Raw genomic sequence first — 26,369 nt, forward strand, 5'->3', positions numbered from 1 at the left:
GGACTTTTTATAAAATTTTTATAAACTCTTTTCCAGCTCTTCTCTCACCGCCTTGATAAACGCCTCGCTGCTTAGCACAGTGGGATTCTCTATGGTAGTAATCAGGGCAAGGTCCTTTGTCATTTTTCCATCCTCTATGGTCTTCACAGTAGCTGCCTCCAGCTTGTCAGCAAAGCGGACCAGTTCCGACAGATTGTCCAGCTCCCCTCTCTTTCTCAGGGCACCTGTCCAGGCAAAGATGGTTGCTACAGAGTTGGTAGAAGTCTCCTCCCCTTTCAGGTGCTTATAGTAGTGGCGCTGTACGGTTCCGTGTGCTGCCTCGTACTCAAAGTTACCCTCCGGAGACACCAGCACAGAGGTCATCATAGCTAGTGAGCCAAAGGCTGAGGATACCATGTCGCTCATAACATCTCCGTCATAATTCTTGCATGCCCAGATAAAGCCGCCTTCTGCTTTCATCACGCGGGCTACCGCATCGTCAATCAGGGTGTAAAAATATGTGATCCCCGCCTCCTCGAAGGCCTCTTTAAACTCTGCATCGTAAATTTCCTGGAAAATATCCTTAAAAGTGTGATCATATTTCTTGGAGATGGTATCCTTGGTGGCAAACCACAGGTCCTGCTTTGTATCCAGGGCAAATTTGAAGCAGCTCTTCGCAAAGCTAACGATGGATTCCTTTGTATTGTGCATTCCCTGAAGTATCCCCGCACCCTTGAACTCATGAATCAACTCTCTCGTCTCTGTTCCGTCCTGGGCAGTAAATACCAGCTCTGCTTTGCCGGGACCATCCACCTTCATTTCCGTTCCCTTATATACATCACCGTAGGCATGTCTGGCCAAGGTGATGGGTTTTTTCCAGTTTCTGACACATGGCTCAATCCCCTTTACCACAATGGGGGTGCGGAATACCGTACCGTCCAGGATCGCACGGATGGTGCCATTAGGGCTCTTCCACATCTCCTTGAGGCTGTACTCGCTCATTCTGGCACCGTTGGGTGTGATGGTGGCGCATTTTACTGCCACTCCGTACTTCTTTGTGGCATAAGCGCTGTCGAAGGTGACCTGGTCATCCGTCTCATTGCGGTGCTCCAGTCCCAAGTCGTAATACTCTGTCTTCAGATCAATGAACGGCAGCAATAGCTCGTCCTTGATCATTTTCCAGAGAATACGTGTCATCTCATCTCCATCCATCTCAACCAATGGGGTTGTCATTTTAATCTTGTCCATGTTCTTCCTCCTGCTTCTCTAAAATAGTTTCAATTTTGTAATGCCTGAAATTCCTGATTGTATTCATGATATGGAGTGTGGCGAGTTCATCCGCCCTCCCGGGGTCCCTCTCCTTTATCGCAGCCAGGATATCCTCATGCTCTTTGGCGGACTTTTCTGCCCTCTCCCTGGTAGAGAGAGAGGTCTTTCTCACCTTCTGCACGTATTGGTGAAAATCCTTCAGCAGATGCTCCAAAATCTTGCTCTTGCAGGCCCGGTAAAGCGTTTCGTGAAAACGTCCGTCCAGGGCAAACACTTGGTCGTAGTGCTGCTTTTTCTCGTGGAAGTCACAGAGCAGCACAATCTCCTCCATCTCTTCCAGTTCCTCCTGCGTGATTCTCTGGGCAGCCATACTGGCGCACAGTCCCTCCAGTCTGGCCCGGATTCTATAGATGTCCTCCACATCCTCCGCTGTAATGCCATTAACATAGGCCCCCTTATTAGGCACTATGGTAACCAGTCCCTCCAGCTCCAGCTGCCGCAGGGCTTCCCGCACCGGCGTGCGGCTTACTCCCAGCTCCTCACCTATGGCGGTTTCCCGCAGTTCCTCCTGCTGTCTGTATTTCCCTTCCAGAATGTCCTCACGAAGTCTGTGAAAGACTCTCCCGCTCAGGGAATACCTGTCCTTTGTCTCAAAGTTACTCACCAGAGTCCACCTCTCCTATACTAAATCAAAATTCAACTTTTTGCAACTCTCTGTGATTACATTTAGCAGTTCTTCATCTGTAATCACAGTCACACGCCCACTCTCATACTCTTTGTCAACCCAATCCTTTACACTTTTTACAAGCTCTGTATCCTTTGAAACCCTCTTTTTCGGCGGCAGTTTATAGTAGGTATTGATCCAGTGGGCGATCCCCGCCAGACCGGAGGTGTTAGAGACCGCCACTAGCACCGGCCTGTTTAAGAATTTCTCCGTGTCAAAAATATTATAGATCTCCTCATTCTTCAGCAGGCCGTCTGCGTGTATCCCCGCTCTGGTCACATTGAAATTCTTGCCCACAAAAGGAGTTCTCGATGGAACCCGGTATCCGATTTCCTTCTCAAAATACTCTGCAAGCTCCGTGATTACCGTCGTGTCCATTCCATCCAGGGTTCCCCTAAGCTGCGCGTACTCAAATACCATTGCCTCAATGGGCGTATTTCCCGTCCGCTCCCCAATGCCAAAGAGAGAACAGTTTACCCCGCTGGCCCCATACAGCCAGGCAGTTGTGGAATTGCTCACTGCCTTGTAAAAATCATTGTGTCCATGCCACTCGATAAGATGAGAGGGGACACCGGCATGCGTCATGATCCCGTAAATAATCCCCTGCACGGAGCGCGGAATCACAGCTCCCGCGTAGTTAACCCCATACCCCATGGTATCGCAGCAGCGCACTTTAATGGGAATCTTATAAGCATCCATCAATTTCACAAGCTCCAGGCAGAAGGGGATCACATACCCGTAGATATCCGCCCTGGTGATATCCTCCAGATGGCATCTGGGGCTTACCCCGATCTCCAGACATTCCTTCACAATGCTGAGATAGTGTTCCATTGCCTGACGTCTGGTCATCTTCATTTTATAGAAGATGTGATAATCGGAACAGCTCACCAGAATCCCTGACTCCTTTAGTCCAATGTCCTTTACCAGCTCAAAGTCCTTTTTGCTGGCCCGTATCCAGCTGGTAACCTCCGGAAAATCATATCCCCGCTCCAGACATTTGTACACAGCATCTCTGTCCTTTTTGCTGTAGAGGAAAAATTCGCTCTGGCGTATCTTGCCCTTTGGCCCACCCAGGCGGTGAAAATAGTCATAGATGGTCACAATCTGTTCTGTGGTGTAGGGTGCCCTGGACTGCTGCCCGTCCCGGAAGGTGGTATCTGTAATCCAGATATCAGAGGGCATGTGATGGGGTACGATGCGGTCATTAAACGCAATCTTCGGAACCTCATCGTAGGGAAAGAGATTCCGAAATACATTTGGCGATTCCACATCCACAAGGGGATACATATGCTCCTCCAACTGCAGCAGATTGGTGTGAGGGTCCATTTTGACACGGCGGTTTTCCATTTTCAATCACTCCTTCGTTATTTTGTATAATTGTATACAATTATACAAAATATGTCAAGACTTAATTCAAAAGACGCCAGACATCGATCTGCCCCCAGCCCTGCTGATGTCTGGGCAAATGCAGATCCACTGCGGTCTCACGCAGCTTCATTTTTACCTCCACATTAGTTATGCCCGGTTCCGCGCCCAACAGCAGAGCGATTGCCCCTGATACCATGGGTGTTGCCATGGAGGTTCCGCTCTTGACACAGTAATACCCGGGACTCACCTTTTTCTGGGCATTGCAGGATACCACCATGGAGCCCGGGGCTACAATGTCCGGCTTACAGATACATTCCGCCGTAGGTCCCCTCCCTGAATAACAGGGACGCACTCCACTGCCCGCTATATGCGTACAGTCGTCCGAAGACCCGACTGTGATCACCTTTTTGCTGTTTCCGGGAACCGTAATACTCATAGGTTCCGGCCCCATGTTTCCCGCCGCCACAACAACCACCAGCCCTGCGTCCCAGGCTCTCTCCACAGCCTCAATCAACTGCATATCCCGCTTTGCGCTCTCCTTGACTGTGCCGACGGAGATATTCAACATGCGGATTCCATAGTTGTCCTTGTTTCGCAGCACCCAGTCAATGCCGCGCAGTACGTCCTCCTTATTTCCATTCCCCTTTTTATCCAAAACCTTGAGGTGAATAAATCCGCATTCCGGCGCGATTCCACGGTATTTACCGTGGGAAGCAGCTCCGCTCCCACCCAGTATGCCGCATACGTGTGTTCCATGGGAACAGTCATCATAGCTACCTGTCCTGCCATTGAGTATATCTACAAACTTGACAATCCTGCCGTTAAAATCAGGGTGGGAATAGATCCCCGTATCCATCACCGCAACATTGACTCCTTTGCCCTTTATTCCCATATAATAAGCCTTATCCGCATTGATAAGCGCACGAACTCTATCCATAATAAAAATTTTCCGTTTTTATTACTATATGTTTATACACCCCTCGGGGTACTTTCTGCCACGTGACCCTGTCTTGTCTTAACTGACCGGACTTCTGCCTGTCATAATGCGATATTGACACTCATACCATATAAAAAAACAAAGGACAGTTTATGGATATAACACAACTGAGAGAAATGGTTCTCTCTAATGATTATGTAGATCTCATCCGAAACTTTCAGACTTCCCCCGAGGCCTTTGAGACCCTGTTCTCGAATCTGGGCGCACAGCTTTTTGGCTGGGGATATGGCATGGTTCATGTGGAGCGTTCTCTATATTATGAGGAGCCTATCAATTTCACAGGCTATGCCAGTATTCCAAAGCTGTTTACCACCCTGGATACCACCAGCCTGGAGGTATCCGGAATCTTACGAGTCCAGACCCAGCCTCTGCTGGATTTCAGGGGGGAGGGCGTCATTATCGGATTTATTGATACGGGCATTAACTATACACTGCCCGCTTTTCAAACCAGCGATGGGCGCAGCCGGATTTTACGTCTCTGGGACCAAACCATTCAGAGCGACGATTATCCTCCCGGCATCTTTTACGGTACAGAATATACCCAGGAGATGCTCACAGAGGCCCTGGGCCGGGAAAATCCACTGGAGTATGTTCCCTCCGTTGACACGGATGGACACGGGACATCTGTAGCGGCCATTGCAGCCGGCAGTGAAGATCCCGCAAATAATTTTATCGGAGCCGCCCCCCGCTGCGACATCGCAGTGGTCAAGCTTAAGCCTGCAAAAGAATATCTGAAAGATTTTTTTCAGGTTCCCCAAAGTGCACTAGCATTCCAGGAGACCGATATTATGATGGGGCTGCGCTACCTCAATGATCTGAGTACTGAGCTGCGCAAGCCCCTGGTTATCTGTCTCTGCCTTGGCTCTAATCAGGGAAACCACTCCGGTTCGTCACCGCTCTCAGGACTACTCACCTTTTATTCCGGGTTTACGGGAAACTATATCATAATTGCAGCCGGCAACGAAGCCGGGATGGCCCATCACTACTATGGAAGTATCAACCGCCAGGGAGATATCACCGATGTGGAACTACTTGTCAATGAAAAGGATACCGGATTTTCCCTGGAAATGTGGGGGTTATCCCCTGAGCTGTACTCCATCGGGCTTGTCTCCCCCCTTGGGGAGGTGGTTCCCCGCATCCCGCCCAGGCTGGGCAGAAGTACCACCATCGATTTTGTGCTGGAGCGCACTGTGGTGGAGATTTACTATGAGGTGATCGAATCCACCTCAGGCAATCAGCTAACTCTTCTGCGCTTTAGCGATCCCACCCCCGGTCTTTGGAGGATCAGGGTATACAATGATCTGTATTTCAATGGAATATTTAATTTATGGCTTCCTGTGACTGGCTTTATCTCCCCTGACACAGTCTTTCTCTCCCCAAACCCGGACACCACCCTCACAGCCCCATCCAACACAGTAGCCCCTATTACCGTAAGTACCTACGATGCCCACACCGGAAGCTTGTTCATCAATTCCAGCCGCGGTTACACCTTCAGCGGAAATATCAAACCTGATCTGGCCGCCCCCGGTGTGGATGTGTACGGCCCTAATGTTAACGGCCGCTACACCACGCATACAGGCTCCAGTATGGCGGCTGCCATCACTGCCGGGGCGGTGGCTCTTTTTGTCAACTGGAGTATTTCCTGGAACGGCCCTTCCTATTTTTCTGCACAGGAGGTAAAGGGCTATCTCATCCGGGGCGCTTCCCGAACCCCAGGAACCCTGTATCCAAACCGGGAGTGGGGGTATGGAACCTTAAATCTTTATCAAATTTTCGAATCTCTCATGGTACGGTAACACAAACAAGCTAACGCACATATGATGAAGTGTAATCAAATATTTGGAGGAACAAAACATGAGTGATTTAGCAGCAACAAACTGTGGATGTGGATGTGAAGGAGGAGTTAGCGGAGGATGTGGTAACAGCTGCGGTAACGGATGCGGCTTCGGAAACAACAGCATTCTTTGGATCATCATTTTACTGTGCTGCTGTGGCGGCAACAATGGCTGTGGTAATGGTTGCGGCGGTTTCGGTGGAGATAACTGCTGTATTATTATCGTATTGCTTCTGCTCTGCGGCGGATGCGGCGGTGGATGCGGCTCCTGTTGCTAATTGCCAGGCAAAAACACAGCCCCCTTTATGGGGGCTGTATGTTTATATTATAGGAAAGTCCTTCGGAATTCCCTATGATATAAAAAGCCCTCCGGGCGGGATCGCACTGCGGCGGAGTGGAAGATGGCTGCCGGGGCAGCCCCGCCGCAGGCGGAGAATCCTGCGCGCAGGATTCTTTTTTAATATGGGTCTGTCACACTGAGTCTGACTCTTTCTTATTCTCTCTTCTCTTTCTGTCGTTCCTCTCCTGCTCCTTTTCTCTCATCTCCTGTTTCCTTTTCATACATTCCTCATCTATTTCATAAAAAGCATTTCCGTCAATTACTATTTTTCCTTTCATGAATATGCTCCTTTTCTCATATACTGGTAACTGTGAATGCACTGAACAGTTACACATACTTCAATATATGCAAAATCCACTGTTTTGACCTGACATACTTTTGACGTAGAGATCATATAGTATAGGAAAAAGCAAGGCAGGAATTCCATGAGTGAAGAACCCTATGTAAAGATGACTGCCATCGATCAAATTTCAGGCGGCAGCCTGCAGATTATAAAGGCAGCACTGCCCTACATAGAACAGCCAGGCCAGCGGATGCTGGCTGTCTATATCAAAGCAATGGAGTTAAGCAACATTCTCTCATTTTACCAGGAAACCAGTGACATGAGCGCCTGCTCTCTGGAACCTGAGCACGCCTCTTTTCAGGAGATGCTACAGGATATCCGCAATTTCTGTACCCAGGCAGAGCAGGAAATGATTGACCAGTGCATCAATATTTTCCAGATGATCAATCTCTACTCCTCCTTCCAAAACAGCGGCAGCAGTTCCGACATGATGAAAAACCTTCTCTCTCCGGAACAGCAGTCCTTGTTTGAAACCTATCAATCCATGTTTACTTCCGCATGAAAGGAGCTTATCAAATGAGTGATAACAGTTGGATGAATAATCCCGCCCTGAACAATATCGACCCCGCAAAGCTGCAGATGCTTATGTCCATGGCCGAACAGTCAAATGGAAAAAATCAAAATGAGCTGCTGCCATTTTTGCTGGCAGCAGCCTCACAGTCAAAATCCAAAGGCATGACCTTTTCGTCCGATGAGACGGACGCCATCATTGAGGTCATGAAGATGGGTAAATCAAAAGAAGAAATTGAAAAAATTGAGCGTATCCGCACAATGATGAAGTTCATGAAATAAAGCAATCAGCCGCCAATCTGTACATGCAGCCCTGTAGACCTCGCCACCTCCAGCAGTTCTTCCATGTGTTCGTTGGTGGGAGGCTCCAGGTGCTCCAGCGCATACCTACGCCCCAGGCCCTCGTATTTATCCTGTCCCAGCCTGTGATAAGGCAGCAGATGCAGCTCCCTTACACCCTTCAGGCTTCTGGCAAACTGCGCAATCTGCAGAATCTCCTCCGCGGTATCGTTGCAGGTGGGAACCACGGGTACCCTTATAATAAGATTTTGGCCTGTCTGTGCAATCTTTCTGGCATTTTCCAGGATTCTTTCATTTGGCTGCCCGGTAAACATCTTATGCTTGGCGCTGTCCATATGTTTAACATCCATAAGATAGAGATCCAGCCAGGGCAAAATCTTATTTTCAATGGTTTCAAAGGGGGCGAAGCCAGTAGACTCCAAGGCTGTATTTATCCCCAAAGACTGGGCTGCCCGGAGAAGTGCGGAGGCGAAATCCGGTTGAAGCAGGGACTCTCCTCCTGACAATGTTAAGCCGCCGCCGGAACGCCTATAATGTGGCATGTCTTTTACCACTTCTTCCATCACTTCCTCCACGGTCACATCCCTTCCAATCACTCTGTCCTCCCCGTTCTGACGCATGGTTTGGATTGCAAAGCTCTGGGACTCTGGGTTACAGCACCACTTGCACCTGAGTGCGCATCCCTTTAAAAATACAATGGTCCGTATCCCCGGTCCGTCATGGATCGAGTACTTCTGGATATCAAAAATTCTGCCTTTTTGTTTCAAATATTCTTTCTCCATATAGACTCCTAGAATGCCTGTGTGGTTCTTGCAATGATATCATCCTGCAAGGACCTGGACAGTGTGGTGAACAGAGCGCTGTATCCGGCCACTCGGACCACCAGATTCTTGTACTTCTCCGGATGTGCCTGCGCGTCCAGAAGAGTCTCACGGCTCACCACATTAAACTGCATATGCATTCCCTTTTGGTCAAAAAATCCCCTGATCAATGCAATAAACTTCTGCAATCCTGCTGTTCCGCTCAGGGCAGATGGGTGAAATTTTTGATTGAATAAAGTGCCGTTTGAGGCTATCCCGTGGTCCAGATGTGCCACGGAGTTCACCGTCGAGGTAGGTCCGTTCACATCTCTGCCAGCAGCCGGCCCCACACCGTCCGCAATGGGCGTATTGGCCAGCCGTCCGTCCGGAGTGGCGCCCGTCTGTGCACCAAGGGGCACATTGGCGGATACCGGGTAGAGTCCTGCCTGATAAATGCCGCCCCTGGGATTTTCAAAGTGTTCCATGGGTTTTGTGTATGTATAGGCTACATCCCTGGCAAAGAGATCCACTTCTCTGATGTCATTGCCATACTTGGGCAGCTCATCAATCCATGCCAGAAGCTGGTCATACTTTGTCCTCTTTTCCGGAGATAAGGGTGTGTTCTTCACCGTCTGCGCCACTGAGGCCGCCAACTCCCGGGTGATCTCCTGTCCCGCTGCTGCCATCTGCTCCAAAATCTGTACAGTAAGATACTCTACGCGCTCTTTACTCAAGCCCTTGCCAAAGTTGTTGTCCAACGCATCCTTAAACTCCTCCAGCGTCAGCTTCTTTTCCTCAAACACCAGCCTCTTGATTGCATAAAGGCTGTCCGTGGCATTTGCGATTCCAAAACCCTGGGGGCCTGTGAAGTTGTACACCGCACCGCCCTCCTGCAGTGACTTGCCCTTTGCGATGCAGTCGTCAATCATTGAGGACTGGTAGGGGAGAGGACACCTCTGTGCATGTGCCACATCAATGCTGTTGTCCGCATTGACCATGAGTCCGATAAAGTACTTCATCTGCTCTTTATAGGCATCGTAGAAGTCGTCAAAGCTCTTCATCTCTGAGATGGGCATTGTCTCTACTCCAACCTGCTCCCCAAACTCAGCCCCACTTGAGAACACCAGCTCCAGTGGCCGCAGCATATTGAAAAATGCCGCGTCGTGCCATCCATCCGTCTTTCCGGGGCACTGAGGTTCCACACAGCCGATGATGTTATAGTTTCTGGCGTCCTTCAGTGTCACGCCTCTGCTCATCAGTGCCGGTATAATCACCTCATCGTTGTAATAAGCGGGAAGTCCGATTCCTGTCCTGGTCAGTTTCGCCGCCTTTATCAGCAGTTCGTCGGGGGAACCGTTCCACACACGGACAGATAGGGAGGGCGCCGGAAGAAATACATGCATGGAAGCCTCAATACACATAAAGGAGAGGTCATTTGTCACATCATTGCCCTCCTCATCCTGACCGCCTACGATCAGGTTCTGGAAGAGGCTGTAACCTGCAAATCCCTCCGCGCTGGCCGCATCCCTGCATTTGTTCAGATCATTCAATTTCACCCAGATACAGTCTATCAGCTCCTGTGCTGACTCCCTGGTGATCCTTCCAGCCTCCAGATCTCTCTTATAAAATGGATACATATACTGGTCAAACCGCCCCGGTGAGATCGAGTGCCCCGAGGACTCTGTCTGAAGAAGCATCTGCACAAACCAGAAGGACTGGCAGGCTTCATAGAACGTCTGCGCAGGCTTTCCCGGCACCTTTGCGCAGTTCCGGGCAATCTGGAGCAGCTCCATCTTCCTGGTAGTATCCCCGCACTGTTCCGCTTCCCTAAGCGCCAGCATGGCATACCGGTGTGCATAGTCCATGGCCGCCTGGCAGCTGATGATCACAGCCTTCAGAAAACTGGAACGCTTCTGGTAATCCCCATCCGACACGCTCAGCTTGTCCAGCTCCGCATTCGCCTGGGCGATAATGCCCTCGTATCCCATATTCAGCACCTGGTCATACTTGACTGTGAAATGACCGATTCCATTGTAAAAATAGTTACCTGGGGTGAAAATATTGTGCTTCATAGCCAGCAGAGTTTCCTCTGCCATATAGGAGGTGGCCAGTTCACTGGTGGTCTTTCCCTTCCAGTACTTATACGCCTCATGGAGCGCCTTCTTGGCCTCCTCTGATATGTAGAAAGGGTCTGCGCTCCTGTTCTCCACAGTATCAAACTCTTCCTCCAGCCAGTCAAAGGAATATTCCGGAAACACCTGACATCCCCTGGCTGTCTTCGAATTGCTGCCTACAATCAGCTCACCTGGTCTTATGGTGATGGGGAGCTCACGGCATATTTTTTCAAAAGCCTTGGCACGACGCAATATAATGGGATCCCCCTCCGTTTCCCGGTAACTTTCCGTCAGAATGACTGCTCTGTCCGATTCAATCTCAGGCATGTGGTCATACAGGTCTTCCACCAGTTTACCGATTCTGGGACTTTTCTCAATTTCTCCATCGTAGAATTTGTTCACACCAACTTCTCCTTTTCTATCTCTACTTCCCCTGTCCAATCCTCAGGAGATACTTCTTTTCCGCTAGGTAAATTATACCTCTTTTCCTCAGCCCTTGTCAATGAATTCCGTCATAAAATAACATAAATCAAACAAATCCAACATCTTCATGTTGGATTTGCAGCCATTTCTATTTTTGTTCTTTTTCTTTCCCCTCTTCTAAAATACACTCACGCAGAAGGGTAAGCGCATTTACAACGGAATACTCCCTCACCTTGTTCCTGTCTCCCTTTAGATGGAACTCCTTTACTGTAGTGCGGTTGTTCAGACAGCAGGCCATATACACAAGTCCAACCGGCTTTTCCTCGCTGCCTCCATCCGGTCCCGCAATCCCTGTGATGGATACACAGACATCCGAGCCGGTGATAAAGGCTCCGTTTTTCGCCATCTCCTTGGCAGTCTTTTCACTGACTGCCCCGCAGTCTTTCAGGGTATTCTTCTTAACATCCAAAAGCTTTCTCTTTGCCCGGTTGCTGTAGGTGACAAGTCCCTGTTTAAACACCTCGGAAACCCCAGGCACATTCGTCAAGCGGGCTGCCAGCATTCCCCCTGTACAGGACTCTGCTGTAGTCAGAGTCAGCTCCTTTTCTTTCAGCAGGGTGATAATGCTCTCCTCCAGCGTCTCATTTTCTTCCGTAGAATAGATATTGGTTCCAAACCGGTTCCTGAGCTCTTTGACCATGGGCTTAATCAACTTCTTAGCTTCTTTTTCATCCGCCGCCTTGGCAGTCACCCGCAGGTGTACCTCCCCGGTCTTCGCATAGGGGGCAATCGTCGGATTGGTCTGACTTTCAATGAGGTCTGCGATCTGAGTCTCCACGTAGCTCTCTCCCAGCCCGCATATCTTAACCATACTGGAACAGATGGTCTCCGGCTGAAGCCGGTTCAGATAAGGGAAGATATCTTTCTCAAACATGGGCTTCATCTCATTTGGCGGACCAGGGAGAAGAATCACGGACTTTCCGTCCTTTTCCATGATTAAGCCCGGCGCAGTGCCATTTCCATTGTCAACGACCGTTGCGCCCTCCGGCACCTGTGCCTGTTTCCAATTGTTATCCGTGATGATTTTAAACTGGCTGTTTTTAAAATACTCCTCAATTCTCTTTCTGGTGTGCTTATCCTCTTTCAAAGGCATTCCCATGACCTTGGCCGCAACCTCTTTTGTCAGGTCATCCTTTGTGGGTCCAAGACCTCCGCTTAAAATCACCACATCTGACCGCTGTATGGCCGTTTCCAGAGTCTGTGCCAGACGCTCCTCATTGTCCCCGACCACTGCTTGATGGTACAGGGACAATCCCAGCAGCGCACATTTCTCAGCCAAAAAAGCAGCATTTGTATTTACAATATTTCCGAGAAGCAATTCCGTCCCCACCGAAACCAACTCTACTATCATGTGTTTCTCCTCCTAATCCTGCATCCTCAATACCTGTCTGTTCTTTGCAATATAATCAACCAGCGAAATCACGGTGAGAACCAATGCCAGATAAATGAACACGGTCTCCAGCACAGCAAAGCTCTCACCCAGATCAGCAATCAGCAGAACAATCATGATGATCTGAGATACCGTCTTGATTTTTCCCCACCAGCTGGCAGCAATCACAATGCCGTTGTCAGATGCCACCAGGCGAAATCCGCTGATAATAAATTCCCGGCTGATAATCACAATCACAACCCAGCTGGGAATCTTGCCCAGCTCGATCAGGCAGATCATTGCCGCGGACACAAGAAGCTTGTCTGCCAGAGGGTCCATAAATTTCCCAAAATTCGTCACCTGGTGATTTTTCCTTGCCAGATATCCGTCCAGAGTATCTGTCAAGCTCGCGATGATAAAGATTGCAAGGGCAATATATTTGTCGTATTGCGTTATATCCACCAGCAGAAACACTACAAAAAACGGAATCAGTATCACTCTTAAAATTGTTAACAGATTTGGCGTATTCATTCTGCAATTTCTCCTATCAAATCATATTCCAAAGCTCCGGTCACCCTCACCTTCACAAAATCACCGGACACCAGTGTCTCTGAGGTATTTATGAACAGATATCCGTCAATGCCAGGGGCATCTGCAAAAGTGCGGGCCACATAAGCGTTTTCCCCTGCAACCTGTCCCTCTACCATGGCGGTCATCACCTGTCCCACCTTGTCCTTTGCGCGTTCAAAAGCGATCTCCTGCTGCAACTCCATAAGCTCATCCCTGCGTTCCTGTTTCATCTCCTCCGAAACCTGGTCCGGCATCAGGGCCGCCGGTGTATCTTCCTCCGGAGAGTAGGCAAACACCCCCAGCCGGTCAAACTCCATCTCATCCACAAATGCTGAAAGCTCCTCATGATCTTCCTGTGTCTCCCCCGGGAATCCACTGATCAGAGTTGTCCGAAGTACGATGTCCGGAATCTCCTTTCGCAGTCTTGAAACCATGTCTGCAAGCTGTTGCTTTGTGGTCCTTCTTCCCATGCGCTTCAGTATCCTGTCACTGGCGTGCTGAATGGGAAGATCCAGGTAGTGACAGATCTTTTTCTCATCCCGTATGGTCTCAATCAGCTCATCGTAAATCTCCTCCGGATAACAGTAGAGGATTCGTATCCACCGAATGCCTTTGACCTGGCACAGCTTTCTCAGCAGGATGTGAAGAGACTTCTCACCGTAGAGATCCGCGCCATATAGTGTTGTCTCCTGAGCCACCAAAATCAGCTCTTTAACGCCCTGCTCTGCCAGCTCCTTTGCTTCCGTCACCAGCTCTTCCATGGGTCTGCTGCGGTAAGAACCACGGATTTTGGGGATAATGCAGTAAGTACAGTGCTTGTCACACCCTTCTGCAATTTTTAAGTGTGCGTAGTGTCCTCCCGTGGTGAGCAGACGCTTTCTATGCTTTGCCGGTAGTCCATTCAAATCCTTGAACTCCAGAAGTCTGTGGCCGCAGAGTGCCTCGTCCACAGCCGTCAGGATATCCTCGTAGGAGGTGGTTCCAAGCACTGCATCCACCTCACAGATCTCCTCTGTGATCTCCTTTTGATATCTCTGAGCCAGACATCCGGTTACGATCAGGGCTTTACAGCTGCCTGCCTTTTTGTACTCCGCCATCTCCAGGATGGTCTGTACGCTCTCCTCCTTGGCGTCATTGATAAAACAGCAGGTGTTGATAATAATGATATCTGCCTCTGACTCATCGTCCGTCATCTGGTAACCCCTCTCATCCAAAAATCCCAGCATGACCTCAGAGTCCACCAGATTTTTGTCACATCCCAGGGATATAAATAGTAGTTTCATAAATTCTCCTTATTATTCCGCTTTCGCATTTTGATTGGTAAATGCCACCAAATCCTCCAGCTTTTTCATTGCGCTTCCGGAATCAATGGATTCTGCGGCCAGCTCTATGCCCTCCTCGATGGAGTCCGCCTTTTTGCCGATGTAGATGGTTGCCCCTGCATTCAGGAGAACTACATCCCTTCTGTGCCCTTTGGAGCCATTTAGAATATCAATGGTGATATCCGCATTTGTTCTGGCATCACCGCCCTGGAGGCATTCTAAAATCGTGCGTTTAAAACCATACTCCTCAGGAGTAATCACATAGTTGATTACCCTTCCGTCCCTGATCTCCGATACTACTGTATCTGAAGCGGTAGAAATCTCATCCATTCCATCCCTGGCATTGACTACCAGTGCACGCTCCACACCCATTATGCGCATAGCCTGGGCAAAAACCTCCGTCAAGTCCGGGTTAAACACGCCGATCACCTGATTTTTCGCTCCGGATGGATTGGACAGCGGGCCTAAAATATTAAAAATAGAACGGATACCCATCTCATTTCTGGCCTGACCGACGTTTTTCATACTCTTATGAAAAATGGGAGCGAACATGAATCCAATGCCCACCTCTTCCACCGCTTTCTCCACCAGCTTGGGCTCAGACATGATATTCACACCCAGCTGCTCCAGCACGTCTCCGGAACCGCTCTTGCTGGAGATGGCCCGATTACCGTGTTTTGCAATCGGCACACCGGCTCCGGCAGCCACAATGGCAGAGGTTGTGGAAATATTGAAGGAGAAGCTTCCGTCCCCTCCCGTCCCCACTATATCTACATAATTTTCTGCTTTTGGGGAAATATGTTCTGCCTTATCCCGTAAAACAGCGGCACACCCCACGATCTCATCCAACGTCTCACCCTTCATGCGCAGAGCGGTTAAAAACGCCCCCAGCTGGGCCTGCGTCGCCCCTCCGTCCAGCATTAAATTCATTACTCTTTTGGACTCCTCCAGGGACAGGGACCGCCCTTCTACGACTGCTTTAATTGCTTTTTTCATACTATTTATCACTCCTCATTCAATTCAGAAGCCTGTCTATCCAGGCTCCGTTAATATTTATGCAAGCAGGGTGCCTGGAAGCACTAAGGCTTACCGGACACCCCCGCTGTCATTAAGCTTCTTCCGTTATCTCAATTTCGTCCTCTGACTTCTCTTCCTCTGCCACGATCTTCAGCTTTCCCTTATTCATCTCTTCTACTGCGATAGAGAGCGGTTTTTTTCCAGAACTGTAAACCATGGGCTCTGCACCGTCGATGAGGCCTCTGGCCCTCTTTGCGGTAGCCAAAACGATGGAATAACGGCTGTTAACCACAGGAGTATCCCCCTCCTCAACCTCGCTGTTGACTACCTTCATTAAATCGGAATAAGATGGATGTAACATATTCTATTCTCCTTTCGAAAACTTTGTCATCTCTGCTCTCAACTGTTCGATAAACTCTCTATTTCTTGCCACCTTGAAGCGCTCGCTCTGGATCATTCCATGCATCTGCTCAATGGCGGTATCCAGATCATCATTGATGATCAGATAATCGTAATTCTCTATACCCTGTGCTTCCTCCACAGCCCTGGACAGTCTGGAAGCAATCACTTCCTCCGTCTCTGTCCCTCTGCCGGTAAGTCTCTTTTTCAGAGTGTCCGCATCCGGCGTCATCACAAACATGAAAAGCGCGTCAGGAAACTTTTCCTTCACCTTGAGCGCACCCTGGATCTCAATCTCCAGGATCACGTTCTTCCCCTCATTCAGCTTCTGCTCCACGTAAGGCCGAGGCGTCCCGTAATAATTCTCCACGTAGCGCGCATACTCGATAAATTCATTTTGGGAGATCATGTTTTCAAACTCCTCCACGGATTTGAAGAAATATGCCTCCCCGTCTTTCTCACCCTCTCTGGGCTTTCTGGTAGTTGCGGAGATGGACAGGGCATACTCCTCATATCTGCTGCACAGTCCCTTTACCAGTGTTCCCTTTCCGGCTCCCGAGAATCCGGAGAGCACGATTAAAGTTCCTTTTTTATTCATCCTCTTCACCCTTTATCTCTGCTCCTGCCGCGGCACAAAAACGCTTCATAATTGTATCTGTCTGAAGTGCGGACAGGATAACATGATCTTCCTGTGTGATCAAAACTGCCTTCGTCCTTCGTCCCTGGGACGCGTCGATTATACTGCCTGCTTCTTTGGCATGCTGGACCATTCTTTTGACAGGCGCCGCATCCGGATTCACCACTGCCACTACCTTATCCGGATTGACTGCATTTCCAAAGCCTATATTGATCAATCTGGCCACTGCACCCTCCTGCTATTCAATATTTTGAATCTGTTCCCGTACTTTTTCTATTTCTGTTTTTAAATTAATGGCAATATTGGAGGTCTCCAGATCATTTGCCTTGGAGAGAATGGTATTTGCCTCACGGTTCATCTCCTGGGCAATAAAGTCCAGCTTCCTTCCAATACCGCCGCCCTCCTCAAGGGCCGCCTTCATACTTTCAATATGGCTTTTCAGACGCACGGTCTCCTCATCTGTGCAGATCTTATCGGAGTAGAGTACCACCTCTGTGGCAATACGCCCCTCCTCCATCTGGGTATCCCCCAAAAGCTCCCGCACCTTCTCCTCCAGCTTCTGCCTGTAGACGGCCATCACCTGGGGATAACGCTGTTCAATATGCTCCACATCCCTGAGCATTTTGTCCAGCTTCTCAAAGAGGTCTGCCTTTAAGGCCTCCCCCTCCCGCACTCTGGACTCTACAAACTGCTCACTGGCTCCCACCAGGGCTTTCTCAAGCACGGCCCAGACTTCCTTCTCATCCGTGGTCTGTTCCTCCATGGTGAACACCTCAGGACTGCGTCCAAGAGTGGACACCTTTACGTCATTTTCCAGGCCAAAGGTCGCTGCCATCAGCTCATAGTATTTCACATACTCCGCAGCAATGCTTTCGTTGTATTTTAATGACACATTGCTCTGCGTGTAGTCCTCATAAGTAATGAAAAGGTCCACCTTGCCCCTCTGGACATAGTTTTTCAGCAGACTGCGGATAGCGGATTCAAAAAAGCCCAGCTTTTTTGGCATCTTAATATTTACATCAAAGTATCTGTGGTTTACCGACTTCATCTCCACGGTAAACTTTCTGTCACCCTGGTGGTTTTCACACCTGCCAAAGCCTGTCATACTCTTAATCATGTGCTGCTCGCTCATTTCCTATAATTTTGCGGCAAACTATGCCACATTAAAAATATTATAGTGCAGATCAAAATCTTAGTCAATCAAATTTTCAGTAACTTAATAAAACACACCTGTCGTCCCAAATCGTTTCCGGTCCGAAGGTGTGTTTTACTCATTAAAATCTAATCTTACCTGCCTTTTACTTTACACGTACTGCAATACTTCTGCTGAATTTGCTGTATATCCGTTTTCCAAATACCATCCTGTATGACCGAACTTTGAATACTTGCCTGCTTCCTCTTTTCAGACCTTTTGCTTTTACTGTCAGCCAGGATCTTTTCGGAACTTTATCTATCCTCTTATAAATCTCGTATTTACCATCGGATGAGTTTTTGATCCAGATCTGATATCCCTGTGCCTTCTTATCACGTTTCCACTTTATAATCGCTGTTTTTCTTTCATTGGATTTTACACTGATGGAAGGCTGTACCGTTGTTGTACTGATTGCTACAGGCTCTGTAAATGGTGTATATACTACTTTGCTTCCGATTTTCTTATAGCCACGTGTTTTAAAATAATAGGTAGTTGCAGGCTTCAGGTTTTTTATTGTCTTACGGTCGGTCCTGGAAGTAATCACCTTTTTATAAGTGCCGTCCTTTTTGTTGGACATATAGACCTGATTGCCGCGGTATCCTGGATACTGCTTCCATAGAAGCTTCAGAGACTTATCTTTTCTGGAAATCGCGATGATCGTCTCTTCTTTCTGTATGCCGCCCGGTTTTTCTGGCTCTTTCGGTTTCTCTGTGTCAGGCTCCTCTTTCTTCACTATCGTAAACGCTGCTTCTATTGTACCCTCATAGGTACCAAGGCCGGTAATCAGAGCCTTTCCATACCCTGCTTCTATGTTGTCCGCTCCTGGAGCTGTTTCAACTTTATAGTCTTTTCCCACCTCCAGGATCTTTCCTGTACCAGTATCTATGATTTTTATCTCAGGAAGTATCGGTTTTCCTGTATAATTGACAACGGGGATTGTAATCTCAATGCTGGAATCATTTAAAGACTTGGGAATGATCTTAAATTCCACTTCTTTTGTTCCCTGATAGTTGCCCTGACCAGTAATGCTGACTTTGCCCGTACCGATTGCTGTATTTTCAGACGCCGATACTTTTAATACCGAGTAATCCTGTCCTTCAACCAGAACCTCTCCTCTGTCTGTATCTATAACGGTTAGCTCTGGAACAATAGAGCTGCCTGTGTATACCGCATCTTTTGCCGTCACCTCAACTGTAGAATCACTGATCGCCTTTGCCAGTATTTCAAATTCGCGTGTGATGCTGCCGGTATAGAATCCTTCAGATGCGTTCTGAAAGTCTACTGTAACAGATGCCTTACCGGCATCCACATTATCTTTATAAACAATAGACTTTACCAGGGGATCTTCCCTGTCGAATCCTTCTTTTATAATCATTGGATACCCCTCAGGCCGACCTTCATAAGAGCAGTAAAGTCCCATAGTAAACGCCGGCTCCCGGGCTTTTCCGTTATAAGTAACGGATTCAATCGTCCCCTCCGTTTTTTTATATCCAAGGCCAGGATTACTGTGTTTTTCTCCCTCTACTGGATTTACAAACACAAAGTCCCATACCCCGTTTTCTCTCTCCAAAGTAGGGTGGGTTCCCCCGGTGTTTGTCTCTGACAGGGAATAGGGAGCCACCTGGAAGCTGGATATTATAGAGCCTGTCAAATATCTGGGAACAATGCTTCCTGTCCCCGATGCCCCGATATAATAGTCCTCTCCTTTTGTGTTGACGCTGACCTTTACCATTATGGTATTTGTGGTATGGCTATCAAGCCAGTCCTGCCAGTTAAATGAATCCTTCCAGCCCGTACCATTATACTTATACTGAATTTTTAAGTGATTCGCTCCACTCCACAATGCCATATTGTCAGAAGAATCTAAGATCGGCAGAGCTCCTCCCAACTCTTTGTAATTGTCTTTCTCCTTCAGATACAGATTATAGCCAGACTGACCAGACAAAAATTCTAACAGCTCCTGCTCTGTGGGATATTTGGAGTAAACTTCATTAATGTCCCAATCGTAAAATTGGGGAACCAGATCCTCATACGGAATTTCATCCGGCATTCCTTCTAAAGTATAATAATCCTCCAAATCAGAATATTTATCTATATAAGTCCTGGTAATATAATTATTGTTCCCTGTGGGCGGTTTAAGATATTGGGAACCCGGCAGGGCAAAAATCTTAATGGACTTGCGTCCGCACAAATTATTCCCTTGGTTTTCTTTTTCCAGGCGGAAGTCTACTCCCTCCTCCAGTTCCACAGACCAGTCCAGGCTAGTAATACTCACCTGTGGGGTGGGGTTACTGCTCTGTACAAAATTGCAGTTGCTGTCGTCCACGCTAATGGTCCAGTAGGAACTGTCCAGAGGACAATATTCCACCTGCGCGATCTCAGGCCAATTCCCGGACTCAGGAGGATTCTTGGTAAAGAAATCTGTGAGACTGTCTTCACCAAACGGATCAGAGGTATAGAGCAGCCCTGCAAGCTTTGGGTTCTTTAGAGTACCTCCTGTCTCATTCCCTTTAAGAGTAATCAGATAGTCTCCCGGCGAAACCCTCTGCCCATCAACCGTAACAACTGCCAGTTCAGATGGGATATGCCAGGTTCCATAGGCGAATTCATTATATACAACCGTCTCTAATTTACCGTTCACAGCTGTTGGAAATGTCACCTGAGCTTTGGACAGATCAGGCTCTGCCGCCCAGACATTCATTCCATATACAAGCAATACCGTCATACAAAAGGCGGCCAATATACATTTTTTGAAAGTAATCATTTTCTCCATAACGCTCCCTCCTGTTCCTAGCGTATCTCTGCAACTGCTTCAACAGTAGATACTTGCCAGTCAGAATCAGCCACAGCCTCTGCTGCAAAGGTCAAAGTACCTCCCGCAAATTGGCTGGGTATGTTTACGCTTGTTGTATAGCCCTTACGGACCGCTGTGCCCTTTTTAAGCGTCCATGACCATTTTACGGACGGATACGGTACGGTATTGCCAACCCCTTCCCTGCGTGACAGGTTTGCGCTCACAGAAGTGTCTGCGGACACAGACTGGGCCCAGTCCGTAATCGTTCCCCCGAAACCAAATGTACTTATGGAATCACCAGTGGGCGTAACTATGATATCTGTCGCTATCTGTACCCTAAAATACTCTCCTATATTTTTTCCGGCTGCATCTGCCGTCATGCCCATTACCAGAGCCATCAAAAATACTGCTGCCATTCCCATACTAAATCTCCGTCTGTTTTTCTTTACCATACCTGTTCCTCCTTAATAGTGGTGTCAGCCATTCAACGGGCTGAACAGTCTAAAAGTTATCCTTCTTCTGGCTCCATACACCGATCCAGAGCGCGCTTCATTTTTTGGTATGAAACCGGCTTTCTTCCAAAATAATTAACACAAAGACGGTATGCCTGCACTCCAAAATCCAGATCAGAAAACCAAATTAATTTTACGGAAAGGGGCCTGGCACTGGTAATGGTGTTCATTCCCTCCACGCCGTCCTGCGCCACAATCACGATATCCTGCTTCTGCTGTCTCAGCTTTTCGGCAAGCCCCAGCCAATCCGCACACCCCTCGGCCTGTATCTCCAGTCCCTTTTGACTGTAGCAGAGTAGGACATAATTGATGAGCTGTTCCCTTTCCCTCTCGTCACAATCACAAACAGTCACGTGCCACATAATTTCCCCCTCTCTTGCAATAACCGATATTCTGTTTGTTATCAGTATAGAGAATTTATAAGATATATACAATGATTTGGACACAACTTGCAATGTTTGGCATCAAATCGCATTGCAAAAATTGTTGATTTCTTGTAAAATAATAAAAAATAATGTTTTTATGTAATATGAATAAGGAGGAGTCTAAAATGAGAATTGCCGTCATTGACGATCTTGATATATGCAGAGAAGAACTAAAGGACTGCCTCACCCATTACTTTTTGAAAAACTACTCTGGAAAAACTCCGGTTATTCAAGATTTTTCAAGTGGTGAAGATTTTTTAGCACACTTCACACCAGAGATCTATGACATTATTTTTATTGACCAGTATCTGGATGGGCTTTCCGGAATCGAAACAGCTCGTAAAATCCGGGAGTGCGACAAGTTTGTAGCAATTATTTTTGTCACTACAAGCACGGAGCACGCCATTGACAGCTATAGTGTCCGGGCCTGTGGTTACCTGGTGAAGCCTTATGATTACTCAGATTTTGAAAATACAATGAATCTGGCGGGATTGGAGAAAATACGCAATGCACGCTATATTCAAATAGGTCAGGACAAAATTCTTTTGCGCGAAATCCTATGGTGTACTCAGGACGGTCATTACGTCCAGATACATACGGAAAAAAGAGGGACACTCCGGTATAGAATTTCCTTTGGAAAATTTTCTGTCCTGCTGCAGCCCTATCCGCAATTTTTAACCTGCTATAAATGCTGCATCGTAAATCTTGACCGGGTGAGATGTATGGATAAAGGTGATTTTATTATGGAGACAGGTGAAAAAGTGCTCTCTTCGCAGAGGGAGAAACGCAAAATTGAATGTCAGTATTATACCTATCTGTTCCATAGGGAAAGGGGGCATTATTTATAATGATTCGCATAATAGACACACTAATGGTACTGCTATTCCCATTTTTGGACTTTATTCCTTTTGGTCTGGTACGATATCGGATGTTCTGCGATAAGCTCCGGATTCCTTTTCGGTATATTGTTATTCTAATGTTTACTGTGTCTGCAGTGAACAGCACTGTTTTTTACTATATTAATCTTCCCGGCTATGAATCAGCTGCTCATTGGACAACGCTGATGCGCTACAGTTTCATGTTGGTAAATCTAATTTTTGCCTTTGTGCTGATTAAAGACAGTTTCCCAAGACTCATGTTCACCTACCTGCTATTTTTGGCCTGGTCATTCTTTGTATATGGAAATGCCAACTTTATCGAGAGCTATTTCTTTTGGGATTTTTCGGAACGCCACCCTTATCTTGTATACAATATCGCCCGGGTTCTGATCTATCTCATTACCTGTCCGTTCATGTTCCATTTTTTCAATCATACAGTCACAGATGCACTGAATATCCATGACGAAAAAATGTGGAGGTATTTATGGAAGATCCCATTGTTCTCCACACTTTTCGGCATGCTTTACTGTGTGACGGATGACGTATACGCCTATGCTACATGGCAGTTTTTGGCTTCCCGCTACTTTATGCTTCTGGGCGCCTGTTATGTGTCCTATGTTGCCCTTAGAGTACTGCAGGTTTCCCGCAATCAGGCGCACCTGGAAGAAGCCCTGAAGTTCGCTGCCATGAGTCTGATGGCACAAAAAAAACAGTATGACAGGCTTTCCACACACATGGAAGATATGCGAAAGGCCCGCCATGACTTACGACAGCATCTGACCGTTGTACAGTCCTATCTCAATCGAGATGACAAAACTGGGCTTGCTGAGTACATAGACATTTACAAAAGTGAACTACCTGCAGACACCCTGGATCTCTACAGCCGCAATGATGTGTTAAATGCCGTAATCTGCTATTATGCGGCTTTGGCCCGAAGAGATAAAATTCAATTTGATGCAAAGGTAGATTATCCGGAAAGCAGCCCTTTGACCGACACGGATGTCACGGTACTGTTGGGCAATCTATTAGAGAATGCTTTAGAAGGCAGCCAGAAGGTGAAAAAAGACTTTAAATATATTAAGCTCTGCATAAAATGTCAGGATAAAGCCTCTGTCCTGATTCTGGTAGATAACTCCTGCGAGGGGACCGTGATATTCGAAAATGGAACGCCCCTGTCCTCCAAGCGGGAAGGATTTGGGATAGGTGCGTCCTCCATCCGAGAAATTGCATCCCGCTACAGCGGAAGGGTTCTTTTTGAGCAGAGGAGCGGGGTATTCTATGCATCTGTGTATCTGAAGATTATATAAATATAACCAGATGATTTTTATTCTTTAAAATAGATTGGGACTGAAAACTGGCTTCTGCACTGCACTCCTGCTGGTCTTTGGCTAAAAAGTACAGGTAGAGGTATTGTTCCTTTTCATATTTAATATAAAGCACTTCTTAGATTTGTTTGTTCATATACTCTCCCCTCTCGTGCAATAGCTGTTCCTATCAATATAACATTTCTGCTTCCAAAAGGTCACAGATTCCTTTGTATTTCTTTTCATTACCCGGATTTTCTGCTATACTTATCTGCAGAACTTATATAAAAAGGAGAAGACTATGGCATTAGACGGAATTGTAATCGCAAATATGGTGAAGGAATTAAATCATACCATAACAGGCGGTAAAATCAATAAAATCGCACAGCCGGAAAATGACGAGCTGCTGCTGACCATAAAAAACAACAAAACCCAATACCGGCTGCTGATCTCTGCCGGGGCAAGCCTGCCGCTCATCTACTTTACAGAGAAAAACAAAACCAGTCCCATGACTGCCCCCAACTTCTGCATGCTGCTGCGAAAGCACATCGGAAGCGGCCGGTTCACCAGGATCTGGCAACCCGGACTGGAGCGGATTATTCATTTTGAAATTGAGCATCTGAACGAGCTGGGCGATTTGTGCAAAAAGGACCTGGTTGTGGAAATCATGGGAAAACACAGTAATATCATTTTCTGCGATGATAAGGGTATGATTATTGACAGTATAAAACATGTATCTGCCCAGATGAGTTCTGTGCGGGAGGTGCTGCCGGGAAGAGAATACTTTATCCCTGCTACCCAGGAAAAGGCAGATCCTCTGACGATTCCGGAGCACACCTTTGCTGAACTCGTATGTTCAAAGCCCATGCCCATTGCAAAGGCCCTCTACACCTCCCTGACGGGGATCAGTCCCCTGATTGCGGAAGAACTCTGCCACAGAAGTTCCATTGAATCCTCCCAGAGCGCAAACACTCTGTCTCCCCTTGAGCAGACTCACCTGTTTCACATCTTTTCACTGCTTATGGAGGATGTGAGGGAGGGGAATTTTTCACCGCGCATTATTTTCGATGGAAATGAGCCTGTGGACTTCTCATCCGTCCCCCTGACCCAGTATGCGGACTTTGCCGCAAAGGAATTTTCTACCATCTCTGAGGTACTGGAATCCTATTATGCGGTAAAAAATACAATCACCCGGATCCGGCAGCGTTCTTTTGACTTACGCCGAATTGTCTCCACTGCCCTGGAGCGGAACCGCAAAAAATATGACCTCCAGCTAAAGCAGCTGAAGGATACGGAGAAACGGGACAAGTACAAGGTTTACGGGGAACTGATCAATACTTACGGATACAATCTGGCTCCTGGTGCAAAGAAACTGGAGGCACTTAACTACTATACGGATGAGATGGTGACCATTCCTCTGGATTCCACAATGACTCCCCAGGAAAATGCCCAGAAGAATTTTGATAAGTACAATAAGTTAAAGCGAACCTACGAAGCTTTAAATAAACTGATTCTGGAGACAAAGGAGGAGATCGAACACCTGGAGTCCATCAGCACTGCCCTGGATATCGCGCTCTCAGAGGAGGATCTTGTCCAGATCAAGGAAGAGCTGACCGAGTACGGCTATATCCGGCGCAAATATACGGGCAAGAAGGTCAAAATCACCTCCAGGCCTTTCCACTATATCTCCAGTGATGGCTACCACATGTACGTGGGCAAAAATAACTTTCAAAATGAAGAATTGACCTTTAAAGTCGCTACCGGCAATGACTGGTGGTTCCACGCCAAGGGCGCTCCCGGCTCCCACGTTATTGTAAAGGCCGGCACAGATGAGCTTCCCGACTCTACCTTCGAGGAAGCTGCCAGGCTGGCGGCCCACTATTCCAGGAACAGTAAGGCGGAAAAGGTAGAGATTGATTACATTCAGAAGAAACACGTCAAGAAAGCAAACGGCGGAAAACCCGGATTTGTCATTTATCACACCAATTACTCCATGGTAATTGATACGGACATTTCAAATATACGTCAGGTTGAAAATTGAATTTTAGGAGGAAATACCATGAAGATAACGAGAATCCCTCTCTCAGGCGCTGTAAACACCAGGGATCTGGGAGGGTTTGAAACCACGGACGGTCATAAAATACGCCCAAAAAGACTTTTGCGAAGCAGCGAGCTCTCCGAAACCACTCTGGAAGACCGAAGAATTCTAAAAGAGGAGTACGCACTCAGGACGGTAGTAGATTTCCGTACTGGCCTGGAGCGGCAGGAAAAGCCTGAAATTTCCCTGCCGGATACTGTATTCTGTCATCTTCCCATCATGGATGAGAGCACGATGGGAATTACCCATGAATCCAAGGAAGACCGGCAGCTCTTTACCGGCCTCTTCACAGAGCTGGCGAAGAGGCGGCAGTCACCGGAAGAATACATGACTTCTATCTACCGTTCTATCACAGAGACAGAATTTTCCAGATCCCAATACGGCTCCTTCCTGAAACTGCTGGAAAACCAGACGGAAGGCTCTACTCTCTGGCACTGCAGCGCCGGAAAAGACCGGGCCGGTCTGGGAACTGCCCTGGTGCTTCTGGCTTTGGATGTCCCCAGGGAACTGATTGTGGAGGACTATCTCATGACAGGCGTTTTTCTCAAAGACAAGATAATGGCTGCGGCAAATATACTGGCCGACAAACTGCCTGATACAGATACCTTTGCTCTGGCAGACTGCCTGCTGGGTGTGAAAGAGAGTTATATTGACAGTTTGTTTGATATCATAGACGCCCAGAGCAGCTCTCCCGCTGAATTTTTGGAAACCGCTTTTGGACTGGACCACAGCCGTCAGAAACATTTAAAAGAAATTTATTTAGATTAATTTTATTTTTTTTCATTTTCCTG

General features: G+C 47.6%; 26 protein-coding genes. 8 read left to right on the plus strand and 18 right to left on the minus strand.

All coding sequences use genetic code 11. The features are described 5' to 3' along the window. Positions 1-18 precede the first annotated feature (18 nt). From AC0THY_RS14745 to AC0THY_RS14760, 4 genes are all read right to left on the minus strand, one after another. Positions 19-1,227: an NADP-dependent isocitrate dehydrogenase gene (locus AC0THY_RS14745; RefSeq protein WP_489991362.1), complete on the minus strand. Its 1,209-nt coding sequence runs from the start codon at positions 1,225-1,227 to the stop codon at positions 19-21. Beyond that, positions 1,214-1,912, minus strand: coding sequence for a GntR family transcriptional regulator (locus AC0THY_RS14750; protein ID WP_489991363.1), 699 nt, complete (start codon positions 1,910-1,912; stop codon positions 1,214-1,216). Before AC0THY_RS14750 ends, AC0THY_RS14745 begins: the two co-directional genes overlap by 14 nt. A 15-nt stretch (positions 1,913-1,927) precedes the next feature. Continuing rightward, complete coding sequence (locus AC0THY_RS14755; protein ID WP_489994203.1) at positions 1,928-3,298, minus strand: 2-isopropylmalate synthase; 1,371 nt, start codon at positions 3,296-3,298, stop codon at positions 1,928-1,930. 82 nt (positions 3,299-3,380) lie between these two features. Continuing rightward, positions 3,381-4,277 carry a S8 family peptidase gene (locus AC0THY_RS14760; protein WP_489991364.1) on the minus strand — a complete coding sequence of 299 codons (897 nt, stop codon included), beginning with the start codon at positions 4,275-4,277 and terminating at the stop codon, positions 3,381-3,383. A gap of 152 nt (positions 4,278-4,429) precedes the next feature. Here AC0THY_RS14760 and AC0THY_RS14765 point away from each other — a divergent pair, with 152 nt between their 5' ends. Further along, on the plus strand, positions 4,430-6,133 hold the full coding sequence (locus AC0THY_RS14765) for a S8 family peptidase (protein WP_489991365.1): 1,704 nt from the start codon (positions 4,430-4,432) through the stop codon (positions 6,131-6,133). A gap of 95 nt (positions 6,134-6,228) precedes the next feature. Further along, positions 6,229-6,651, plus strand: a complete 423-nt coding sequence (locus AC0THY_RS14770; RefSeq protein WP_489991366.1) for a hypothetical protein — start codon at positions 6,229-6,231, stop codon at positions 6,649-6,651. Here the strand turns inward: AC0THY_RS14770 and AC0THY_RS14775 are convergent. After that, entirely contained in the window at positions 6,643-6,789 is a 147-nt protein-coding gene (locus AC0THY_RS14775) for a hypothetical protein (RefSeq protein ID WP_489991367.1), read from the minus strand. The genes AC0THY_RS14770 and AC0THY_RS14775 overlap by 9 nt on opposite strands. Positions 6,790-6,936: 147 nt before the next feature. Between AC0THY_RS14775 and AC0THY_RS14780 the strand changes: the two genes are divergently transcribed. Both AC0THY_RS14780 and AC0THY_RS14785 read left to right on the plus strand, forming a co-directional pair. Beyond that, positions 6,937-7,356 carry a hypothetical protein gene (locus AC0THY_RS14780; protein WP_489991368.1) on the plus strand — a complete coding sequence of 140 codons (420 nt, stop codon included), beginning with the start codon at positions 6,937-6,939 and terminating at the stop codon, positions 7,354-7,356. 14 nt (positions 7,357-7,370) lie between these two features. Further along, on the plus strand, positions 7,371-7,646 hold the full coding sequence (locus AC0THY_RS14785; RefSeq protein ID WP_489991369.1) for a hypothetical protein: 276 nt from the start codon (positions 7,371-7,373) through the stop codon (positions 7,644-7,646). A gap of 5 nt (positions 7,647-7,651) precedes the next feature. Here AC0THY_RS14785 and AC0THY_RS14790 read toward each other — a convergent pair whose 3' ends face one another. The 13 genes from AC0THY_RS14790 to AC0THY_RS14850 form a co-directional block, all read right to left on the minus strand. Beyond that, complete coding sequence (locus AC0THY_RS14790; protein WP_489991370.1) at positions 7,652-8,446, minus strand: glycyl-radical enzyme activating protein; 795 nt, start codon at positions 8,444-8,446, stop codon at positions 7,652-7,654. Positions 8,447-8,454: 8 nt separating this feature from the next. Next, a complete protein-coding gene (locus tag AC0THY_RS14795; protein ID WP_489991371.1) occupies positions 8,455-10,980 on the minus strand; it encodes a glycyl radical protein in 2,526 nt (841 codons plus the stop codon). Between the two features lie 169 nt (positions 10,981-11,149). Beyond that, positions 11,150-12,412: a competence/damage-inducible protein A gene (locus tag AC0THY_RS14800; RefSeq protein WP_489991372.1), complete on the minus strand. Its 1,263-nt coding sequence runs from the start codon at positions 12,410-12,412 to the stop codon at positions 11,150-11,152. A gap of 12 nt (positions 12,413-12,424) precedes the next feature. Continuing rightward, positions 12,425-12,961 (minus strand): CDP-diacylglycerol--glycerol-3-phosphate 3-phosphatidyltransferase, encoded by a 537-nt coding sequence (gene pgsA, locus AC0THY_RS14805; protein ID WP_489991373.1) that lies wholly within the window; start codon positions 12,959-12,961, stop codon positions 12,425-12,427. Next, positions 12,958-14,283 carry a 30S ribosomal protein S12 methylthiotransferase RimO gene (gene rimO, locus AC0THY_RS14810; protein ID WP_489991374.1) on the minus strand — a complete coding sequence of 442 codons (1,326 nt, stop codon included), beginning with the start codon at positions 14,281-14,283 and terminating at the stop codon, positions 12,958-12,960. The genes pgsA and rimO overlap by 4 nt, the downstream gene beginning before the upstream one ends. 12 nt (positions 14,284-14,295) lie before the next feature. Further along, positions 14,296-15,318, minus strand: coding sequence for an anthranilate phosphoribosyltransferase (gene trpD / locus AC0THY_RS14815; RefSeq protein WP_489991375.1), 1,023 nt, complete (start codon positions 15,316-15,318; stop codon positions 14,296-14,298). A 112-nt stretch (positions 15,319-15,430) separates the two neighbouring features. Continuing rightward, positions 15,431-15,700: a DNA-directed RNA polymerase subunit omega gene (gene rpoZ / locus AC0THY_RS14820; protein WP_489991376.1), complete on the minus strand. Its 270-nt coding sequence runs from the start codon at positions 15,698-15,700 to the stop codon at positions 15,431-15,433. A gap of 3 nt (positions 15,701-15,703) precedes the next feature. Beyond that, the gene (gene gmk, locus AC0THY_RS14825) at positions 15,704-16,336 is read right to left on the minus strand and encodes a guanylate kinase (RefSeq protein WP_489991377.1); all 633 of its coding nucleotides are present in this window, start codon (positions 16,334-16,336) and stop codon (positions 15,704-15,706) included. Next, entirely contained in the window at positions 16,329-16,601 is a 273-nt protein-coding gene (locus AC0THY_RS14830; RefSeq protein ID WP_489991378.1) for a DUF370 domain-containing protein, read from the minus strand. Before AC0THY_RS14830 ends, gmk begins: the two co-directional genes overlap by 8 nt. A gap of 12 nt (positions 16,602-16,613) precedes the next feature. After that, positions 16,614-17,492, minus strand: coding sequence for a YicC/YloC family endoribonuclease (locus AC0THY_RS14835; RefSeq protein ID WP_489991379.1), 879 nt, complete (start codon positions 17,490-17,492; stop codon positions 16,614-16,616). Between the two features lie 181 nt (positions 17,493-17,673). Further along, on the minus strand, positions 17,674-20,340 hold the full coding sequence (locus AC0THY_RS14840; RefSeq protein WP_489991380.1) for a fibronectin type III domain-containing protein: 2,667 nt from the start codon (positions 20,338-20,340) through the stop codon (positions 17,674-17,676). A 17-nt stretch (positions 20,341-20,357) separates the two neighbouring features. Then, on the minus strand, positions 20,358-20,813 hold the full coding sequence (locus tag AC0THY_RS14845) for a hypothetical protein (RefSeq protein ID WP_489991381.1): 456 nt from the start codon (positions 20,811-20,813) through the stop codon (positions 20,358-20,360). Between the two features lie 56 nt (positions 20,814-20,869). Then, positions 20,870-21,235 (minus strand): hypothetical protein, encoded by a 366-nt coding sequence (locus AC0THY_RS14850; RefSeq protein WP_489991382.1) that lies wholly within the window; start codon positions 21,233-21,235, stop codon positions 20,870-20,872. A 188-nt stretch (positions 21,236-21,423) separates the two neighbouring features. Here AC0THY_RS14850 and AC0THY_RS14855 point away from each other — a divergent pair, with 188 nt between their 5' ends. The 4 genes from AC0THY_RS14855 (at position 21,424) to AC0THY_RS14870 (ending at position 26,346) form a co-directional block, all read left to right on the plus strand. Next, positions 21,424-22,146, plus strand: a complete 723-nt coding sequence (locus tag AC0THY_RS14855; protein WP_489991383.1) for a LytR/AlgR family response regulator transcription factor — start codon at positions 21,424-21,426, stop codon at positions 22,144-22,146. Next, entirely contained in the window at positions 22,146-23,483 is a 1,338-nt protein-coding gene (locus tag AC0THY_RS14860) for a GHKL domain-containing protein (RefSeq protein WP_489991384.1), read from the plus strand. Before AC0THY_RS14855 ends, AC0THY_RS14860 begins: the two co-directional genes overlap by 1 nt. 298 nt (positions 23,484-23,781) lie before the next feature. After that, entirely contained in the window at positions 23,782-25,521 is a 1,740-nt protein-coding gene (locus tag AC0THY_RS14865; protein ID WP_489991385.1) for an Rqc2 family fibronectin-binding protein, read from the plus strand. Between the two features lie 18 nt (positions 25,522-25,539). Then, complete coding sequence (locus tag AC0THY_RS14870) at positions 25,540-26,346, plus strand: tyrosine-protein phosphatase (protein WP_489991386.1); 807 nt, start codon at positions 25,540-25,542, stop codon at positions 26,344-26,346. Positions 26,347-26,369 lie beyond the last annotated feature (23 nt).

It is taken from the genome of Ruminococcus sp. 8Y-12 (genome assembly GCF_058119865.1).

What these genes read in the sequence shown, in the direction of transcription:
- AC0THY_RS14850 (WP_489991382.1), bottom strand. Translation starts at nt 21,235, where the DNA reads ATGTGGCACGTGACTGTTTGTGATTGTGACGAGAGGGAAAGGGAACAG.
- AC0THY_RS14780 (WP_489991368.1), top strand. Translation starts at nt 6,937, where the DNA reads ATGAGTGAAGAACCCTATGTAAAGATGACTGCCATCGATCAAATTTCA.
- AC0THY_RS14745 (WP_489991362.1), bottom strand. Translation starts at nt 1,227, where the DNA reads ATGGACAAGATTAAAATGACAACCCCATTGGTTGAGATGGATGGAGAT.
- rimO (WP_489991374.1), bottom strand. Translation starts at nt 14,283, where the DNA reads ATGAAACTACTATTTATATCCCTGGGATGTGACAAAAATCTGGTGGAC.
- AC0THY_RS14870 (WP_489991386.1), top strand. Translation starts at nt 25,540, where the DNA reads ATGAAGATAACGAGAATCCCTCTCTCAGGCGCTGTAAACACCAGGGAT.
- AC0THY_RS14790 (WP_489991370.1), bottom strand. Translation starts at nt 8,446, where the DNA reads ATGGAGAAAGAATATTTGAAACAAAAAGGCAGAATTTTTGATATCCAG.
- AC0THY_RS14775 (WP_489991367.1), bottom strand. Translation starts at nt 6,789, where the DNA reads ATGAAAGGAAAAATAGTAATTGACGGAAATGCTTTTTATGAAATAGAT.
- AC0THY_RS14765 (WP_489991365.1), top strand. Translation starts at nt 4,430, where the DNA reads ATGGATATAACACAACTGAGAGAAATGGTTCTCTCTAATGATTATGTA.
- gmk (WP_489991377.1), bottom strand. Translation starts at nt 16,336, where the DNA reads ATGAATAAAAAAGGAACTTTAATCGTGCTCTCCGGATTCTCGGGAGCC.
- AC0THY_RS14785 (WP_489991369.1), top strand. Translation starts at nt 7,371, where the DNA reads ATGAGTGATAACAGTTGGATGAATAATCCCGCCCTGAACAATATCGAC.
- AC0THY_RS14860 (WP_489991384.1), top strand. Translation starts at nt 22,146, where the DNA reads ATGATTCGCATAATAGACACACTAATGGTACTGCTATTCCCATTTTTG.
- AC0THY_RS14760 (WP_489991364.1), bottom strand. Translation starts at nt 4,277, where the DNA reads ATGGATAGAGTTCGTGCGCTTATCAATGCGGATAAGGCTTATTATATG.
- AC0THY_RS14865 (WP_489991385.1), top strand. Translation starts at nt 23,782, where the DNA reads ATGGCATTAGACGGAATTGTAATCGCAAATATGGTGAAGGAATTAAAT.
- AC0THY_RS14840 (WP_489991380.1), bottom strand. Translation starts at nt 20,340, where the DNA reads ATGGAGAAAATGATTACTTTCAAAAAATGTATATTGGCCGCCTTTTGT.
- AC0THY_RS14800 (WP_489991372.1), bottom strand. Translation starts at nt 12,412, where the DNA reads ATGATAGTAGAGTTGGTTTCGGTGGGGACGGAATTGCTTCTCGGAAAT.
- trpD (WP_489991375.1), bottom strand. Translation starts at nt 15,318, where the DNA reads ATGAAAAAAGCAATTAAAGCAGTCGTAGAAGGGCGGTCCCTGTCCCTG.
- pgsA (WP_489991373.1), bottom strand. Translation starts at nt 12,961, where the DNA reads ATGAATACGCCAAATCTGTTAACAATTTTAAGAGTGATACTGATTCCG.
- rpoZ (WP_489991376.1), bottom strand. Translation starts at nt 15,700, where the DNA reads ATGTTACATCCATCTTATTCCGATTTAATGAAGGTAGTCAACAGCGAG.
- AC0THY_RS14835 (WP_489991379.1), bottom strand. Translation starts at nt 17,492, where the DNA reads ATGATTAAGAGTATGACAGGCTTTGGCAGGTGTGAAAACCACCAGGGT.
- AC0THY_RS14755 (WP_489994203.1), bottom strand. Translation starts at nt 3,298, where the DNA reads ATGGACCCTCACACCAATCTGCTGCAGTTGGAGGAGCATATGTATCCC.
- AC0THY_RS14845 (WP_489991381.1), bottom strand. Translation starts at nt 20,813, where the DNA reads ATGGTAAAGAAAAACAGACGGAGATTTAGTATGGGAATGGCAGCAGTA.
- AC0THY_RS14855 (WP_489991383.1), top strand. Translation starts at nt 21,424, where the DNA reads ATGAGAATTGCCGTCATTGACGATCTTGATATATGCAGAGAAGAACTA.